Source organism: Streptomyces sp. NPDC005483 (genome assembly GCF_040606035.1).
Classification (GTDB): Bacteria; Actinomycetota; Actinomycetes; order Streptomycetales; family Streptomycetaceae; genus Streptomyces.
Window position 1 is genome coordinate 106,798 of sequence record NZ_JBEXEA010000014.1, and the last position, 17,461, is coordinate 124,258.

The window sequence follows — 17,461 nt, forward strand, 5'->3', positions numbered from 1 at the left end:
GCCACGCGGGCCCGGTGGCGTCCCATTCGTGACGCCGCCACGGGTCGGACGGAAGAGCCCGCAGACTAGTACGAGGGAGCCGATCATCCAAGAGTCCGCATCACACCCGCAGGAGTCCGGACCGGACGCGGAGTCGCAGGCCACGCGCCGCGACGCGGACGTCACCGAGAGCGCCCGCGCCAACCGGGGCTGGTGGGACCGCAACGCGGACGAGTACCAGGTCGAGCACGGCACGTTCCTCGGCGACGACCGCTTCGTCTGGTGCCCCGAGGGCCTCGACGAGGTGGAGGCCGAGCTGCTGGGCCCGGCCGAGGACCTCAAGGGCAGGGATGTCCTGGAGATCGGCGCCGGTGCCGCCCAGTGCGCGCGCTGGCTGGCGGCGCAGGGTGCCCGCCCGGTCGCCCTGGACATCTCCCACCGCCAGCTCCAGCACGCCCTGCGCATCGGTACGTCCTTCCCCCTGGTGTGCGCGGACGCGGGCGTGCTGCCCTTCGCGGACGGCTCCTTCGACCTGGCGTGCTCGGCGTACGGGGCGCTGCCGTTCGTCGCCGAGCCGGTGCTGGTCCTCAAGGAGGTGCATCGTGTGCTGCGCCCGGGCGGCCGCTTCGTCTTCTCGGTGACGCACCCGATCCGCTGGGCCTTCCCGGACGAGCCGGGCCCCGAGGGCCTCTCCGTCTCCGCCTCCTACTTCGACCGCACGCCCTATGTCGAACAGGACGAGGAGGGCCGCGCTGTCTACGTCGAGCATCACCGCACGATCGGAGACCGGGTGCGCGACGTGGTCGCCGCCGGCTTCCGCCTGGTCGACCTGGTCGAGCCGGAGTGGCCGGTCTGGAACACCTCGGAGTGGGGCGGCTGGTCTCCCCTGCGCGGGAATCTGATCCCCGGGACCGCGATCTTCGTGTGCGAGCGCGACTGAGGCGTTCCCGCAGTCGTACGACACTGGTGACGTGATCCGTTACGACGCCCTGGACGCCCTTCCCGTACGCAGTGCCCTGCCCGCGCTGGGCGACGCCCTGGAGGAGCACGGCACGGCGGTCCTGGTGGCACCGCCCGGCACCGGCAAGACGACCCTGGTCCCGCTGGTGCTCGCGGGCCTGCTGGATTCCGGCGCAACCGCGCGGAAGGTCGTCGTCGCCGAACCCCGCCGTATCGCCGCCCGCGCGGCCGCCCGGCGGATGGCGTGGCTGCTGGGCGAGAAGGTCGGCGCGAGCGTCGGCTACTCCGTGCGCGGCGAGCGGGTGGTCGGACGGCACACGCGCGTGGAGGTCGTCACGACGGGCGTCCTGCTCCAGCGGCTCCAGCGCGACCAGGAACTGACGGGCGTCGACGTGGTGGTGCTCGACGAGTGCCACGAACGGCATCTGGACGCGGACACGACGGCGGCGTTCCTGTGGGACGTACGGCAGACACTGCGCCCGGAGCTGCGGCTGGTGGCCGCGTCCGCGACGACCGACGCGCAGGGGTGGGCGCGGTTGCTGGGCGACGCGCCCGTCGTCGAGGCGGAGGGTGTCTCGCATCCGGTGGAGGTCGTCTGGGCGCCACCGGCGCGTCCCGTACGGCCGCCGCACGGCATGCGCGTCGATCCCGCGCTGCTCACGCATGTGGCCTCGGTGGTACGGCGGGCGTTGTCCGAGCGGGACGGGGACGTGCTGTGCTTCCTGCCGGGTGTGGGCGAGATCGGGCGCGTGGCCGGGCAGCTGGGCGGTCTCGGTGACGTGGAGGTGCTCCAGGTGCACGGCAGGGCGCCTGCGGACGTGCAGGACGCGGTGCTGGCGGGCGGGGAGCGGCGGCGAGTGGTGCTGGCGACGGCGGTGGCCGAGTCGTCCCTGACCGTGCCGGGGGTGCGCGTGGTCGTCGACTCGGGGCTCGCGCGGGAGCCGCGCGTCGACCACGCGCGCGGGCTGAGCGCGCTCGCGACCGTCCGGGCCTCGCAGGCGGCCGGGCGGCAGCGGGCGGGGCGGGCCGGGCGGGAGGCGCCGGGTGCGGTGTACCGGTGCTGGGCGGAGGCCGAGGACGCCCGGCTGCCGCGTTTCCCGTCGCCGGAGATCAAGGTGGCCGACTTGACGGCGTTCGCGCTTCAGGTGGCCTGCTGGGGCGATCCGGACGCGTCCGGTCTCGCCCTGCTGGATCCGCCGCCGGGCGGGGCGATGGCGGCCGCGCGGACCGTTCTCGCGGCGGTGGACGCGGTGGACCCGGCCGGTCATGGCACGCGGCGGGGTGTCCGGCTGGCACGGCTGGGGTTGCACCCGCGGGTGGGACGGGCGCTCCTGGACGCGGCCGCGTCGGTCGGGGGCGAGCGTGCTGCCGAGGTCGTCGCGCTGCTGAGCGAGGAGGCACCGCGGGAGTACGGGAACGACCTCGCGGGTGCGTTGCGGGCTGCCCGGCGTGGGGGTGACGCCTACGCGGCGCGGTGGCGGGCGGAGGTGCGCCGGCTGCGGGCCGTCGCGACGGAGTCCGCCGGCCGCCCGTCGGCGGGGGTGGACGAGGAGATGCGCCCGTCGGACACCGGCGAGGACGGCGTCGTCGGGCTCGTGGCCGCCCTCGCCTTCCCGGAGCGCGTGGCGAGGGCCGACGGCGGCTCCTATCTCATGGCCTCCGGCACCCGCGCCGAACTCTCCGACGGCTCCCCGCTGCGGGGCTCGCCCTGGATCGCGGTGGCGGTGGCGGACCGTCCCGTCGGAAAGGGGCACGCGCGTGTGCAGCTCGCCGCGGTGATCGACGAGGACACGGCCCGGTCGGCGGCCGCCTCCCTGTACTCCGAGCGCCAGGAGGTGCACTGGGCCGACGGGGACGTGGTGGCCCGGCGGGTGGAGCGGCTCGGGGCGATCGAGCTCGCGGTACGGCCCCTGAGGGACGCGGACCCCGCCCTCGTACGCGAGGCCCTCCTCGAAGGGCTCCGGCAGGAAGGGCTGCGGCTCCTGCGGTGGACGCCTGACGCCGAGGTCCTGCGGCAGCGGCTCGCGTTCCTGCGCCACCACCTCGGCGACCCGTGGCCCGAGGTCGTCGAGGACGCGCTCCACGCGCGCGTGGACGAATGGCTGGAGCCCGAGCTGAGCCGCGCCCGGCGACGGGCCGACCTGGCACGCCTCGACGCCGGACAGGCACTGCAAAGGCTCCTGCCGTGGGCCTCCGGCGAGGCCGCGCGGCTCGATGAACTGGCGCCCGAACGGGTCGCCGTACCGAGCGGGTCCAGAATCCGGATCGACTACGGCAGCCCCGAACAGCCGGTCCTCGCGGTGAAGGTGCAGGAGATGTTCGGGCTCCAGGAGTCGCCCCGGATCGCCGGCGTGCCCCTCGTCGTCCATCTCCTCTCCCCCGCCGGGCGCCCCGTCGCGGTCACCGCCGACCTCGCCTCCTTCTGGAAGGACGGCTACAGGGGCGTACGGGCGGAGCTGCGCGGCCGGTATCCGAAGCATCCGTGGCCCGAGGACCCGGCGGCCGCCGAGCCGACGCGGCACACCAACGCGCGGCTCAGGCGGTGACCGGTTCGGGCTCGTCGACCTTCGCGGGGGCCGGGCGGCGGCCGCGGGCCTCCAGCAACAGGGCCACCGCCAGCAGCAGGGCACCCAGGGTAAGGAAGCCCCACGGCAGGTACGAGGTCATGAGGAGGACGAGGGTGCGGTTCGACTTGACCAGGTCGACCGTGTGCCTGATGTAGTCCTCGCGCATCTTGACGTCGCCGGCGAAGACCGTCACCTTGTCGCGGCCGCCGAGCAGGGTGCCGCCGCGCAGTTCCTCCTTGTGGAGTTCCTCGCCGTAGACCGGGGCGCCGGTGAGGGGTTCGACCCAGAACCTGCGGACCGTGGTGTACCAGCGGGTGGTGCCGGTCCTGGCGATGGAAGCGGGGGTGATGCCCTGGATCGGCATGGTCTTCGGGAAGGGCACCTTGGTCCAGGGGATGGTCTGCTCGAAGTAGTAGACGTCGACGCCGCGGAAGTTGCGCGTGCCCTTGTAATGGATGGGGGCCGAGGTGCGGGCCTGGGCGTCGAAGTACACGTAGTCCCGTTTCTCGGTGAGGAAGGGCCACTTGAACTCGATGCCGGCACGCTTCACGGGGTCGCCGTCGACCATCTCTCCGGTGGCGTGGACGGGGTCCTGGGTGTGGGCGTCGAAGATGTAGCGCTCGGGGATCTTGGAGACCATCTTTCCGTCGGGCCCGACGACGTAGGAGAGTCCGTCCCAGACGACGACGTCCTTCCCGGCCATCTTCTCGATCTTCTCCGAGGCTTCCACGTTGCCCTTGAGGGTCTGCACGATGGTGACCTTGGAGACCTTCTTCTCCTTCATTCCGTCGTTGTAGTCGATGAGGGTCGCGTCCTTGGCCTCCAGGACCATGTCCTGGTACTGGTTCGCGGGGATCTTGGCGAGGCGCGGGAAGGCGTACCAGCGCAGCAGCGGGGACAGCGCCGCGAAGAACACGGCGAGGGCGAGCAGGACCAGGCTGGTCTTGCGGCGCATCTCGGCCTCCCGGCGGACGGTTACGGGTGCGCGGGCACCGTGGTCAGCAACGGTTTGGGGGACGTCTTGCCGGTGGGCGTGCCCAGCGCGGTGATCGTGAGGACCAGCGCGAACGCGAGGGCGAGACCGGTCGCGGCGGCGATCAGGGCGCGCATGACTGCCTCCCTGCGGGCGGGAACTGATGCATCGTCAGGTCCGGCACCGTAGCAACGTGGGGGCGAGATGAGAACAGCTCGCGCACGGGCGAAGGGCGCCCTGTCCGCCGTAGCGGAGAGGACGCCCTTCGAGGTGCTCGGTGGCTACGAACTCGCGCTGGGGCTCGGCGAGGGGCTCGCGGAGGTGTCCGTGGCGGCCGCCACGGTCAGCGTCACGTCGAGCGTCGCGCCGCCCGCGGTGGTGATGCGGAGCACGAAGGTGCCGGTGGTGTCGTCGGCGTAGAGCTGCGGCAGCTTCAGCACGCCGTCCGCGTCCGTCGTGAGGCCGGTCAGGGTGCGGACGGTCTTGCCGTCGGCGTCCTTGAAGTAGGGGCCCTTGTCGTTCTCGGTCGCGTCGTCGGCCGACTTGACCAAGGTGGCGGTGGCGGCGACCTTGTCGGCGACGGCGTCCTTATAGGTGGCCTTCACCTGGACCGGGTCGGCGAACTGGCCGCCCGGGGTGCAGGTCAGCGCGGTGTCGGCGGTGCGGACGAGGGTGTCGGCGACGCGCTGGGTGACGGCGGCCGAGTAGATCGGGCCGGTGACGGTACGGCCGATGAGAGTGGCGCGGACCGCGAAGGTGCCGGTGGTCTCGCCCGCCTGGAGCGCGGGCGCGGTGGCCACGCCGGAGCTGTCCGTCAGGGCCGTGGCGACCTTCTCGCCGCCGGTGAAGGTGGCGTCGGTGTCGCCGACGATCGTGTAGCGGATCCGGACCTTGGCGACGCCCTTGCCGGCGGCGTTCTCCGCCTTGGTGCTGATCTTCGCGGTGAAGGCGTCGCCCGCCATGGCGGTGAGCTTCCCGGTGCCCGAGTCCTCCAGGTGGTCCACCGACTGGGTAGGGGTCACGGGAGTCGTCGGGGGCGGCGTGGTGGGGGTCCCGGACGGGGGCGGGGTGGTCGACGGCGGGGTCGGGCTGGGCGAGCCGGGCGTGCTCGGCTTCGGTGAGTTCGGCGAGTTCGGCGTCGAGGGCGACGACGGCGAGGAGGTCGAGCCGCTGCCGCCACCGCTGCCGTCGCTGCGGTTGCCCGGGATCGTGCCGGTGCCGTCGGGGACCTCGTAGGTGCCCTTGCGGTAGTACTCCAGCCACGACAGCACTGTGTTGACGTAGGCGTCCGAGGGGTTGTAGCTGAGGATGGCGCTTTCCAGATCACCGCTGTCCGACAGGTCCCAGCCGTTGCGGCACAGGTAGTGAGCGGTGGCCAGGGAGGCGTCGTAGACGTTGTTCGGGTCCTTCACCCCGTCGCCGTTGCCGTCACGGCCGGCCCACTTCCACGTGGACGGGATGAACTGCATGGGCCCGACGGCCGAGTCGTACGCGGTGTCGCCGTCGTAGGCACCGCCGTCGGTGTCCTTGATGAGCGCGAAGCCGTTGCCGTCGAGCTGCGGGCCGAGGATCCTGGAGGTCGTGGTGCCGTCGGCGTCGACGCGGCCGCCCCGGGCCTGGCCCGACTCGACCTGGCCGATGGCGGCGAGGAGTTGCCAGGGCAGGTTGCAGCCGGGCTTGGACTCCTGGAGTTCGGCCGCGGCCTTCTTGTAGGCGTCGAGGACGGTCGCGGGTATGCCCGCCTCGGACTCGACCGGGGTGACGGGGGTGGTGGCGGTGCCGTCGGTCGGCGCGGGGCTCGGGGTGTTCAGCGGCGGCAGGTCCGTGTAGTACGGCGACTTGCCGGTCGCGCCGTTCCCGGAGGTCGGGTCGGGGGATGCCTCGGCACCGGCGGCGGTCGATCTGCCGTTGTCGTCGGCCGTGACCCCCGGGGCCTGGGAGGCGGACAGTGCCGCGACCGCGAGTGCTGCCACGGCGGTGGTCGTCGCACCTTTGGCCAGCCTCCTGCCGAATTGCGCCGCCATAAAGTGAACCCCTCCTGTGGACGCCCGAACGCCCGTCTCCGTCTGTCGCTCTCGTCCAGTAGTGACAGTCGAACCGTCCTGGAGGTTGCCCCTGTGACGCGCGGCAATTCCTGATGCGCACGTTCGACCGAGCTCCCCAGCGCGGTGACCCGTGTGACCCTACGACAACTTCCTTTTCACGGACACCGGTTCGTGCCCGATATTCACCAGTTGGCCATGTTCGATCGGTGCGGCCTCGCGTCGCTCATACTGGACGCAGCCGATGCCCCGGGCCGCCGCCCGGCCAACACCCGCCGCGAGGAGCCCCGTTGCCGTTCACCCTGAGCCATGCGGCGGCGGTACTGCCCGCGGTGCGCACCGACGGAACGGGCCGGGGGCGACTGGTTCCGGCCGTGCTCGTGGCCGGATCCTTCTCGCCCGACATGACCTACTACGCGGCAAGTGTCGTGTCCGGGGCGATGGAGTTCGGCACCGTCACGCATTCCTTCCCGGGCGTCTTCACGATCGACGTGCTCGTCGCCTGGGCCCTGGTCGGTCTGTGGCTGCTGCTGAGAGAACCGCTGGTGGCCCTGCTGCCACGAAGGCGCCAGGGCGGGCCGGCGACGCTGCTGCGCTGCGGCACGCCACGCGCACGCGTGCGTACGGCACTGGCCGTGCGCTGGTACGCCTCCGCGGTCGTCGGAGCGCTGACCCACGTCGTGTGGGACGCCTTCACGCATCACGACCGGTGGGGGATGCGGCTGCTCCCCGTCCTGGGCCGGGAGGTGGCCGGGTCCCCGCTGTACTGGTACCTGCAGTACGGCGGTTCAGCGCTGGCCGCGGTGGTGATCGCCGTGTTCTGCCTGAACGCCCTGCGCCGGGCACCCGTGGCGGCCGAGCCACGCGGTGTCCCCGCGCTGTCGGTGCGGGACAGGTGGTGGGCCGTGGCCGTGATCGGCGGGTGCATGACGGTGGGCGCGCTGCAGCGGGCCTCGCGGTGGTGGGCGTACTGGGGTTCCACCGCGAAGCCCTGGGAACTGATCCCCGCCCTGTGCTTCGGCGCGGGCGCGGGCCTTGTGCTCGGGGTCCTGCTGTATGCCGCGGGGGTCAGGCTGTGGCGCCCGACCCCGGTGTCCGACGCCCGGGAAGAGGCCGGTCTCCCGCGGCCTGTTCGGCGATGAACACCGTCATGGTGGGCATCGGGCGGGACCGGGGCAGCAGGGTGAGGGCGAGAGCGAGATAACTGAGGGCCAGCTCGGCCCACAGCCGCCGGCTGGACGGCTCCTCGCGTTCTACGGCGTCCCGGTCGCGGCGGGCCACACGGTGCCGTAGGTCTGTGGCGGCGGGGCGCAGGGGCGTGGTGAGGCGGTCCGGGATGCGGGGGCTCACCGCCTTGGCTCGCGCCCGGCGCAGGAGTCTCGCCAGGTCGAAGGGGATGCGGGCGGTGCTTGCGGCGGCCGCGTGGGCCGGGACGGGACGCTGCGCGGAGAGCGGGGCCTGGTCGGCGTACGCCTGTGCGGGGGCCGTCCGGCGGTGGAGCATGCGTATACCCATGAGCGCATCCTGGCCGGGGGTGCGGTCGGGGGCGTTGTTGTGGCGCCCACGTGAGTGACGGCGCCTACGGCGTTGCCGGGGCGGTTGTGGGCAGCTGGGCGGGGCGCGCCTCAGGAGTGCCGGGTCAGGTTGCCGGGCGGGGGGGCGGGCCTGTGGGGGCTGGTCGCGCAGTTCCCCGCGGGCAGCTGCGCTGGGCCTCGGCGGGGCGCCTACGGGGGGTGCCGGATCGGGTTGTCGGGCGGGTGCGGGTGCGTTGTGGCTGGTCGCGCAGTTCCCCGCGCCCCCGGCACCCAGGGGCGCGGGGAACTGCGCAAAGACGCCCGCCCCCACCAAGCCGCACAAGAACCGCCCAACCGCCGGAGGTCAGTGCGCGGCAGACTCCCAGTCCGACCCGTCCCCCACCGAGACGCCCAGCGGGACGTTCAGATGCACGGCATCCGACATCTCCCGGCGGACGATCTCCTCCGCCGCCGCCCGCTCCCCCGGTGCGATCTCCAGCACGATTTCGTCGTGGACCTGGAGCAGCATGCGGGACGCGAGGCCGGCCTCGCGCAGCGCGCCGTCCACCTTGAGCATCGCGATCTTGACGATGTCCGCCGCCGTGCCCTGGATCGGCGCGTTGAGAGCCATCCGCTCGGCCGCCTCACGCCGCTGACGGTTGTCGCTGTTGAGGTCGGGGAGGTAGCGGCGGCGCCCGAAGAGCGTCGCCGTGTACCCCGTGGCCCGCGCCTCGTCGACCGCCCGGCGCAGATAGTCCCGCACCCCGCCGAACCGCTCGAAGTAGGCGTCCATGAGGGTCCGGGCCTCTCCGGCCTCGATGTTCAGCTGCTGCGAGAGCCCGAACGCGGACAACCCGTACGCCAGCCCGTACGACATCGCCTTGATCTTCCGCCGCATCTCCGCGTCGACCGCGCCGGGCTCGACCGCGAAGACCTGGGAGGCGGCCGTGGTGTGCAGGTCCTCCCCCGACGTGAACGCCTCGATGAGCCCCTCGTCCTCGGAGAGGTGGGCCATCACCCGCAGCTCGATCTGGCTGTAGTCGGCGGTCATGAGGGACTCGAAGCCCTCCCCGACCACGAACCCGCGCCGGATCGCCCGCCCCTCATCGGTACGGACGGGAATGTTCTGGAGGTTCGGATCCGTCGACGACAGACGACCCGTCGCCGCGACCGTCTGGTTGAACGTCGTATGGATACGGCCGTCCGCGGCGACCGTCTTGATCAGGCCCTCCACGGTCACCCGCAGCTTGGCCTGCTCACGGTGCCGGAGCATGATCACCGGCAGTTCGTTGTCCGTCTGGGTCGCCAGCCACGCGAGCGCGTCGGCGTCCGTGGTGTACCCGGTCTTGGTCTTCTTCGTCTTGGGCAGGCCCAGCTCGCCGAAGAGGACTTCCTGGAGCTGCTTGGGCGAGCCGAGGTTGAACTCGTGCCCGGCGGCCGCGTGCGCCTCCTTCACGGCCTGCTGGACCGCCCCGGCGAACATCTGCTCCATGGCTTCCAGGTGGGCCCGGTCGGCCGCGATGCCGTGCCGCTCCATGCGGGCCAGCAGGGCGGAGGTGGGCAGCTCCATGTCCCGCAGCAGATCCGCCGCGCCGACCTCCTCCAGGCGGGCCTCGAAGGCCAGGCCCAGGTCGAGCACGGCCCGCGCCTGGATCATCAGCGCCTCGGCCTCGGCCCCGTCGTCCGCGCCGAAGGCGAGCTGCCCGTCGGCCGCGGCGGCGGGCGCCAGCTCCCGGCCCAGGTACTCGAGGGACAGTGCGTCCAGGTCGAAGGAGCGGCGCCCCGGCTTGACGAGGTACGCGGCGAGCGCGGTGTCCATGGTGACGCCGGCGACGCTCCAGCCGTGTTCGGCGAAGACGCGCATGGCGCCCTTGGCGTTGTGCAGCACCTTGGGCCGGTCGGCGTCGGCGAGCCAGCCGGTCCAGGCCCGCTCGTCGGCCTCGTCCAGCTCGGACGGGTCGAACCAGGCGGCGGCCCCGCCGGACGCGGCGAGGGCGACCTCGGCGACCGAGCCGGTACCGAGACCCCAGGTGTCGACGGTGGCGAGGCCCAGGGCCTGCTGTGCGCCGTGCTCGGCGAGCCAGCCGGCCAGCTCGCCGGTGCCGAGCACCGTACCGTCCACCGCCACGCCGGGCGCGGCCACCGGGGCGCCCTCGGCCTCCTCGGCCCCCGGGTCGACGGCCAGGAGCCGCTCCCGCAGGGAGGGGTTCCTGATCTCCAGGGTGTCGAGGATCATCGCGAGCGTCTTGCGGTCGTACGGGGCGCGCTCCAGGTCGGTGACCGTCTTCGGCAGCTCCACCGTGCGCACCATCTCGGTGAGGCGGCGGTTGAGCTTGACGGCCTCCAGGTGGTCGCGGAGGTTCTGCCCGGCCTTGCCCTTGACCTCCTCGACGCGCTCGACCAGCTCCGCGAACGAACCGAACTGGTTGATCCACTTCGCGGCGGTCTTCTCGCCGACGCCGGGGATGCCGGGGAGGTTGTCGGACGGGTCGCCGCGCAGGGCCGCGAAGTCGGGGTACTGGGCGGGCGTCAAGCCGTACTTCTCGAAGACCTTCTCCGGGGTGAACCGGGTCAGCTCCGAGACGCCCTTCGTCGGGTACAGCACGGTGGTGTGCTCGCTGACCAGCTGGAAGGAGTCACGGTCGCCGGTGACGATCAGCACGTCGAAGCCCTCGGCCTCGGCCTGTGTGGCGAGTGTGGCGATGACGTCGTCGGCCTCGAAGCCGTCGACGGCGAAGCGCGAGACGTGCATCGCGTCGAGGAGCTCGCCGATCAGCTCGACCTGGCCCTTGAACTCGTCGGGGGTCTTGGAGCGGTTGGCCTTGTACTCCGTGAACTCCTCGGAGCGCCACGTCTTGCGGGACACGTCGAAGGCCACCGCGAAGTGGGTGGGGGCCTCATCACGCAGGGTGTTCGCCAGCATCGACGCGAAGCCGTAGATCGCGTTCGTCGGCTGGCCGGTCGCGGTGGTGAAGTTCTCCGCGGGCAGCGCGAAGAACGCGCGATAGGCCAGCGAGTGCCCGTCCATGAGCATCAGGCGCGGGCGGCTGCCGCCGGGGCTGTTGTCGGTCTTCTTCGCTGCTGTCTCTGCCACGCCCCCGATCCTGCCACGCCCCACTGACAGTCAGACCCGCCCGCCACCGACGGCACGGAAGGGGCAGGCCCGGCCGGCGCTCCCCGCACGCCCGGCAAACACCGTTGTCACCGGCGCGTGCGAGGATCGGAGACGTACCTCACATGTGTGTGCGAAGGAGAGAGTCCGATGGCCACGAAACCGCCCAAGGGTGATCCGGTTCAGGACGCTCCCCAGGTCACCGAACCGAAGCACGCGGCGGCCGGCCTCCCGGCCATCGGCCACACCCTGCGCATCGCCCAGCAGCAGATGGGCGTCAAGCGCACCGCGCTGACGCTGCTGCGCGTCAACCAGAAGGACGGCTTCGACTGCCCCGGCTGCGCCTGGCCGGAGCCCGAGCACCGCCACGCGGCGGAGTTCTGCGAGAACGGCGCGAAGGCGGTCGCCGAGGAAGCCACCCTGCGTCGCATCACGCCGGAGTTCTTCGCCGCGCACCCCGTCGCCGACCTCGCGAACAGGAGCGGCTACTGGCTGGGCCAGCAGGGGCGGCTCACCCACCCCATGTACGTCCCCGAGGGCGGCACGCACTACGAACCGGTCACCTGGGAGCGCGCCTTCGACATCGTCGCCGAGGAGATCGCCGCCCTCGGCTCCCCCGACGAGGCCGTCTTCTACACCTCGGGCCGCACCAGCAACGAGGCCGCGTTCCTCTACCAGCTCTTCGCCCGCGAGCTCGGCACGAACAACCTGCCGGACTGCTCCAACATGTGCCACGAGTCGTCCGGTTCGGCGCTCAGCGAGACCATCGGCATCGGCAAGGGCAGCGTCCTGCTCGACGACCTCTACCAGGCCGACCTGATCATCGTCGCGGGACAGAACCCCGGGACCAACCACCCCCGGATGCTCTCCGCGCTGGAGAAGGCCAAGGCGAACGGCGCGAGGATCATCAGCGTCAACCCGCTGCCCGAGGCCGGCCTGGAGCGCTTCAAGAACCCGCAGACCCCCCAGGGCATGGTCAAGGGCGCCGCGCTCACCGACCTGTTCCTGCAGATCCGCATCGGCGGCGACCAGGCACTCTTCCGCCTCCTCAACAAGCTGATCCTTCAGACGGACGGGGCCGTCGACGAGGCCTTCGTCCGCGAACACACCCACGGCTACGAGGAGTTCGCCGAGGCCGCCCGCGCCGCCGACTGGGACGAGACCCTCACCGCGACCGGCCTGTCCCGGAAGGAGATCGAGGAAGCCCTCTCCATGGTCCTCGCCTCCGAGCGGACCATCGTCTGCTGGGCCATGGGCCTCACCCAGCACAAGCACTCCGTGCCGACCATCCGCGAGGTCGTCAACTTTCTACTTCTGCGCGGCAACATCGGACGCCCCGGCGCCGGCGTCTGCCCGGTCCGCGGCCACTCCAACGTCCAGGGCGACCGCACCATGGGCATCTTCGAGCGCCCCGCGCCCGCCTTCCTGGACGCGCTGGAGAAGGAGTTCGGCTTCGCCCCGCCACGCGCGCACGGCTTCGACGTGGTGCGCGCCATCCGCGCCCTGCGCGACGGCGAGGCCAAGGTCTTCTTCGCCATGGGCGGCAACTTCGTCTCCGCCTCCCCGGACACCGACGTCACCGAGGCCGCCATGCGGCGCGCCCGCCTCACCGTGCACGTGTCGACCAAGCTCAACCGCTCGCACGTGGTCACGGGCGCGCGTGCCCTGATCCTGCCCACCCTCGGCCGCACCGAGCGCGACCTCCAGGGCAGTGGCGAGCAGTTCGTGACCGTCGAGGACTCCATGGGCATGGTGCACGCCTCCCGGGGCCGCCTGGAGCCCGCGAGCGGGCAGCTGCTGTCCGAACCGGCCATCGTGTGCCGGCTGGCCCGCCGGGTCCTCGGAGAGAACAGCCGCACACCCTGGGAGGAGTTCGAGAAGGACTACGCCACCGTCCGCGACCGCATCGCCCGCGTGATCCCCGGCTTCGAGGACTTCAACGCGCGCGTGGCCCGGCCCGGCGGCTTCACCCTGCCGCACGCCCCCCGCGACGAACGCCGCTTCCCCACAGCCACCGGCAAAGCCAACTTCACCGCCGCGCCCGTCGAGTACCCCGAACTCCCCGAGGGCCGGCTGCTCCTGCAGACACTGCGCTCGCACGACCAGTACAACACCACGATCTACGGCCTCGACGACCGTTACCGGGGCATCAGGAACGGCCGCCGGGTCGTCCTGGTCAACCCCGAGGACGCCGGCCGGCTCCGGCTCGCCGACGGGTCGTACGTCGACCTCGTCAGCGAGTGGAAGGACGGTGTGGAGCGGCGGGCACCGGGATTCCGGGTCGTGCACTATCCGACGGCCAGGGGATGCGCGGCCGCCTACTACCCCGAGACCAACGTCCTGGTGCCGCTGGACGCCACCGCCGACACCAGCAACACCCCGGCCAGCAAGTCCGTCGTCGTACGTCTGGAACAATCGGCAACCGACTGAGCGTTTGCTCAGCACAGGCAGTCGTAGTGACCAGGACGAACGGAGCCCGGCCCCATGGGTGAGCAGCAGCACGTCACGTTCCCGCAGGAGGTCATCGACGAGTACGCGGCGCTCGGCGTCGACCTCGTCGCCATGTTCTCGGCCGGGCACCTGGGCACCCGCATGGGCGTGCAGATCGTCGAGGCCTCGGCGGACCGCGTCGTCGGCACCATGCCGGTCGAGGGCAACACCCAGCCGTACGGGCTGCTGCACGGAGGCGCCTCCGCCGTACTCGCCGAGACCCTCGGGTCCGTCGGCTCCATGCTGCACGCCGGCAGCTCCAAGATCGCCGTCGGTGTGGACCTGAACTGCACCCACCACCGCGGGGCCCGCTCGGGCCTGGTGACCGGCGTGGCCACACCGGTGCACCGGGGACGGTCCACCGCGACCTACGAGATCGTGATCAGCGACGAGGAGGAGCGCCGCGTGTGCACCGCCCGCCTCACCTGCCTCCTGCGGGACGCCCCCGCCCGCTAGGCCACTCCGGCGCATCCGCCGGCGTCGCGCGGTCTGGCACGCCCTCACTCAGGGGCGTCCCAGCCGCGCCCCCAGCACTCCCCGGCCACCCTCGACTTCACTCCGAGCCCGGATCGCACGGGACGCCCCCGACTGGGCACGGCCCCCCAACTCCCCTACCGTTCTCCCATGACCGGCATCGGCCCCGTCGAGCCCGTCGACTCACCGGATTCCGGAGAGAGTTACGACGTCATCGGCACCGACGGCACCCGGCTGACGGACCGTTGGAACGCGCGGTGGCGCAGCATGCCACCGCGCGCCCGCAGGGCCACCCTGACCGCCACGGCGATCGCCCTGCTGGCAGCCGGAGTTCTCGTCCCCCGCATCCCCTCCGAGGACCACCACCCCGAGCCGGAGCACACCCCCGTCCCCTGGCCCGCCAACGTCACCGCCTGGCGATACCTCGGACCCGCCGGACTCCCCGAACCCCCCGGCACCCACCCCACCAGCGGCCGCTTCCGCTTCGCCGTCGACGTCCACGGCGGACCCCCCGTCACCCTCCAGGTCACCGGCGCCGCCTTCACCGGCCTCACCGCCCACGCCCTCCCCGAGACGTTCACCGTCCACCCCGGCACCACACGCCGGGTCACCGTGGAAGTCACGGTTTCCGACTGTTCGGGTCTGCCCCTGAATGCCGACCTACCTTTTCTTGACGTAACCCTCCGTAACGCGCGCGCAATACAGCACCACAGCTTCATCTTCGGCCGGGCCTACTCCCACGACCTTTTCCAGCTCCTCCGGGGCGCCTGCGCCACCACACCGGCGTCACAACCCGGACGGCCAAGCGGAAGTGCAGGTTCTCAAAATGCGGACTGAGGGGATATTCCGCCAAACCGGCCGAGACCCCCCTCCGCGGAAGCCCGCCATCCATCACGTCATAACAAGAAAGTCACAAGCCCGCGCACAGCGATGCCCCTGCCCGCAAACCGGGCTTAGAGTCACGGCCAGTCACCGCTCCATCGGGAGTTCGGTAAAGCGCGGGCACCAGCCGCACCCAACAGGGCGCGCGAGCCTGCGGAAAGGAATGATTGTGCGACGTTCCATGGTGATACTGACCTCCGTCATGGCGACGGGGGCTCTCACACTCACCGCCTGCGGCTCCCGAGACGACAAGGGCGGCGACAGCAACAACGGGGGTGGCACCACCCTCACCATCGGCGTGGACGCCCCCCTGTCCGGCGAGAACTCCACCACCGGTCTCGGCATCCAGTACGGCGCCCAGATCGCCGTCGACGACGCCAACAAGGCCAAGCTCGTCCCCGGCGTCACCTTCAAGCTGAAGGCCTACGACGACAAGGCGCAGCCCGCCACCGGCCAGTCCAACGCCACCACCATCACCGGTGACAAGACCGCCGTCGGCGCCGTCGGCCCGCTGAACTCCGGCGTCGCCCAGACGATGCAGCAGGTGTTCGCCTCGGCCAACATGGTGCAGATCTCCCCCTCGAACACCAACCCCGAGCTCACCCAGGGCAAGAACTGGCAGACGGACAAGAAGCGTCCCTACAAGACGTACTTCCGCACCGCCACCACCGACGAACTCCAGGGCAGCTTCGCCGCCGACTACGCGTACAACGGCCTCAAGAAGAAGAAGGTCTTCGTCGTTGACGACAAGCAGACCTACGGCGCCGGCCTCGCGAAGATCTTCACCGAGCAGTTCAAGAAGCTCGGCGGCACCGTCGCCGGCACCGACCACGTCAACACCGGTGACAAGGACTACGGTTCGCTCGTCACCAAGATCAAGAACGCCAAGGCCGACCTGCTCTACTACGGCGGCCAGTACGACGAGTCCTCGCTGATCACCAAGCAGCTCAAGGGCGCCGGCGTCAAGATCCCGCTCTTCGGCGGCGACGGCATGTTCGCCTCCACCTACATCGAGACCGCGGGCGCGGCCTCCGAGGGCGACCTCGCCACCGCCGTCGGTGTCCCCGCCGACACCCTGCCCGCCGCCAAGACCTTCATCGAGACCTACAAGGCCAAGGGCTACAAGGGTGACTACGGCGCCTACGGCGCCTACGCGTACGACGCCACCACCGCCATCATCAAGGCCGTGAAGGCCGCCGTCGACGCCAACGACGGCAAGGTCCCCAGCGACATCAACGCCCTGCGCTCCTCCGTCGTCGACGGCGTCCAGAAGTCCGACTTCGAAGGCATCTCCGGCAAGGTCGCCTTCGACCAGTACGGCGACACCACCAACAAGCAGCTCACCGTCTACCAGGTCACCAAGGGTGCGTGGAAGGCAGTGAAGACCGGCACCGCCGACCTCGGCTAGTCAAGGCCCCAGCAGCACAGCACCACCACGGGCCGCGCGGGAGGGGACCCCGACCGCGCGGCCCTTGCCACACCCCACCCCAGCACGCGATATGTGCACACGACCACCAGCGACAATGGAGGCCACGCGGTGAACACCCTGCCGCAGCAGCTGGCCAACGGGCTGCTTCTGGGCTCGATGTACGGGCTGATCGCCATCGGCTACACGATGGTGTACGGCATCGTCCAGCTCATCAACTTCGCGCACGGCGAGATCTTCATGACCGGCGCCTTCGGCGCCTTCACGGTCTACTTCTACCTCCTGCCCGACGGCACCTCGATGGCCCTCGCCGTCCCCCTGATGCTGATCGGCGGCGGCATCGTCGCCATCCTCATCGCCGTCGGAGCGGAACGGTTCGCCTACCGGCCCCTGCGCGGAGCCCCACGGCTCGCACCGCTCATCACCGCGATCGGTCTCTCCCTGGCCCTCCAGGAAGTCGTCCGCAACTTCTACCCCCGCGCCGACCGCGCCGTCGCCTTCCCCGGCCTCGACGCCACCCACGACATCGGGTCCGTCACCATCAAGGACGCCGACATCTTCCTCATCGTGGCGGCCGTCATCTGCATGTCCGCCCTCGCCTTCTTCGTCCGCAAGTCCCGCACCGGCCGCGCCATGCAGGCCACCGCCCAGGACCCGGACACCGCACAGCTCATGGGCATCGACACCAACCGCATCATCGTGATCGCCTTCGCCATCGGCGGCTTCTTCGCCGCCGTCGCCGCGGTCGCCTACGGCATGAAGTACGGCAGCATCGACTACCGCATGGGCTTCCTGATGGGCCTCAAGGCCTTCACCGCCGCAGTCCTCGGCGGCATCGGCAACATCTACGGCGCCATGCTCGGCGGCCTCGTCCTCGGCGTCGCCGAGACCCTCGCCTCCGCCTACATAGACGACATCCCCGGCATGCACCTCTTCGGCGGCGGCTCCTGGAAGGACGTCTGGGCCTTCTGCCTGCTCATCCTCGTCCTCCTCGTCAGGCCACAAGGCCTACTCGGCGAACGCGTAGCGGACAGGGCGTGAT

General features: G+C 71.3%; 13 protein-coding genes. 8 read left to right on the forward strand and 5 right to left on the reverse strand.

Annotated features, from left to right (window positions below; all coding sequences use genetic code 11):
- The first annotated feature begins 28 nt into the window (after nt 1-28).
- Both ABZT06_RS26370 and hrpB read left to right on the forward strand, forming a co-directional pair.
- Nucleotides 29-919, forward strand: a complete 891-nt coding sequence (locus tag ABZT06_RS26370) for a class I SAM-dependent methyltransferase (RefSeq protein ID WP_355745630.1) — start codon at nt 29-31, stop codon at nt 917-919.
- Between the two features lie 31 nt (nt 920-950).
- On the forward strand, nt 951-3,485 hold the full coding sequence (gene hrpB, locus ABZT06_RS26375; protein ID WP_355745633.1) for an ATP-dependent helicase HrpB: 2,535 nt from the start codon (nt 951-953) through the stop codon (nt 3,483-3,485).
- Here the strand turns inward: hrpB and ABZT06_RS26380 are convergent.
- The 3 genes from ABZT06_RS26380 to ABZT06_RS26390 form a co-directional block, all read right to left on the reverse strand.
- Nucleotides 3,475-4,461 (reverse strand): DUF3068 domain-containing protein, encoded by a 987-nt coding sequence (locus tag ABZT06_RS26380; RefSeq protein WP_355745636.1) that lies wholly within the window; start codon nt 4,459-4,461, stop codon nt 3,475-3,477. The two genes, hrpB and ABZT06_RS26380, sit on opposite strands and share 11 nt — an antisense overlap.
- A 20-nt stretch (nt 4,462-4,481) precedes the next feature.
- A complete protein-coding gene (locus ABZT06_RS26385; protein WP_107405601.1) occupies nt 4,482-4,616 on the reverse strand; it encodes an SPW_0924 family protein in 135 nt (44 codons plus the stop codon).
- A 144-nt stretch (nt 4,617-4,760) separates the two neighbouring features.
- Nucleotides 4,761-6,503, reverse strand: coding sequence for a lytic transglycosylase domain-containing protein (locus tag ABZT06_RS26390; protein ID WP_355745640.1), 1,743 nt, complete (start codon nt 6,501-6,503; stop codon nt 4,761-4,763).
- Nucleotides 6,504-6,811: 308 nt separating this feature from the next.
- On the opposite strand from ABZT06_RS26390, the gene ABZT06_RS26395 reads away from it, so the two are divergent.
- Nucleotides 6,812-7,663, forward strand: coding sequence for a DUF4184 family protein (locus ABZT06_RS26395; RefSeq protein WP_355745643.1), 852 nt, complete (start codon nt 6,812-6,814; stop codon nt 7,661-7,663).
- Here ABZT06_RS26395 and ABZT06_RS26400 read toward each other — a convergent pair.
- Complete coding sequence (locus tag ABZT06_RS26400; protein WP_355745646.1) at nt 7,590-8,036, reverse strand: hypothetical protein; 447 nt, start codon at nt 8,034-8,036, stop codon at nt 7,590-7,592. The two genes, ABZT06_RS26395 and ABZT06_RS26400, sit on opposite strands and share 74 nt — an antisense overlap.
- 363 nt (nt 8,037-8,399) lie before the next feature.
- Entirely contained in the window at nt 8,400-11,129 is a 2,730-nt protein-coding gene (gene polA / locus ABZT06_RS26405; RefSeq protein ID WP_355745649.1) for a DNA polymerase I, read from the reverse strand.
- Nucleotides 11,130-11,297: 168 nt separating this feature from the next.
- Between polA and ABZT06_RS26410 the strand changes: the two genes are divergently transcribed.
- The 5 genes from ABZT06_RS26410 (at nt 11,298) to ABZT06_RS26430 (ending at nt 17,460) form a co-directional block, all read left to right on the forward strand.
- Nucleotides 11,298-13,577, forward strand: coding sequence for an FdhF/YdeP family oxidoreductase (locus ABZT06_RS26410; protein WP_355745652.1), 2,280 nt, complete (start codon nt 11,298-11,300; stop codon nt 13,575-13,577).
- A gap of 54 nt (nt 13,578-13,631) precedes the next feature.
- Nucleotides 13,632-14,093, forward strand: a complete 462-nt coding sequence (locus ABZT06_RS26415) for a hotdog fold thioesterase (protein WP_355745655.1) — start codon at nt 13,632-13,634, stop codon at nt 14,091-14,093.
- 168 nt (nt 14,094-14,261) lie between these two features.
- The gene (locus ABZT06_RS26420) at nt 14,262-14,948 is read left to right on the forward strand and encodes a hypothetical protein (protein WP_355745658.1); all 687 of its coding nucleotides are present in this window, start codon (nt 14,262-14,264) and stop codon (nt 14,946-14,948) included.
- 226 nt (nt 14,949-15,174) lie between these two features.
- Nucleotides 15,175-16,401, forward strand: coding sequence for a branched-chain amino acid ABC transporter substrate-binding protein (locus tag ABZT06_RS26425; RefSeq protein WP_355745661.1), 1,227 nt, complete (start codon nt 15,175-15,177; stop codon nt 16,399-16,401).
- Nucleotides 16,402-16,530: 129 nt separating this feature from the next.
- Nucleotides 16,531-17,460: a branched-chain amino acid ABC transporter permease gene (locus ABZT06_RS26430; protein WP_355745665.1), complete on the forward strand. Its 930-nt coding sequence runs from the start codon at nt 16,531-16,533 to the stop codon at nt 17,458-17,460.
- Nucleotide 17,461: the final 1 nt, after the last annotated feature.

Bases quoted from the DNA above. Each gene is read 5' to 3' on its own strand.
- ABZT06_RS26425 (WP_355745661.1), top strand. From the start codon at position 15,175: ATGGTGATACTGACCTCCGTCATGGCGACGGGGGCTCTCACACTCACC.
- ABZT06_RS26385 (WP_107405601.1), bottom strand. From the start codon at position 4,616: ATGCGCGCCCTGATCGCCGCCGCGACCGGTCTCGCCCTCGCGTTCGCG.
- ABZT06_RS26390 (WP_355745640.1), bottom strand. From the start codon at position 6,503: ATGGCGGCGCAATTCGGCAGGAGGCTGGCCAAAGGTGCGACGACCACC.
- ABZT06_RS26380 (WP_355745636.1), bottom strand. From the start codon at position 4,461: ATGCGCCGCAAGACCAGCCTGGTCCTGCTCGCCCTCGCCGTGTTCTTC.
- ABZT06_RS26400 (WP_355745646.1), bottom strand. From the start codon at position 8,036: ATGGGTATACGCATGCTCCACCGCCGGACGGCCCCCGCACAGGCGTAC.
- ABZT06_RS26415 (WP_355745655.1), top strand. From the start codon at position 13,632: ATGGGTGAGCAGCAGCACGTCACGTTCCCGCAGGAGGTCATCGACGAG.
- ABZT06_RS26410 (WP_355745652.1), top strand. From the start codon at position 11,298: ATGGCCACGAAACCGCCCAAGGGTGATCCGGTTCAGGACGCTCCCCAG.
- ABZT06_RS26420 (WP_355745658.1), top strand. From the start codon at position 14,262: ATGACCGGCATCGGCCCCGTCGAGCCCGTCGACTCACCGGATTCCGGA.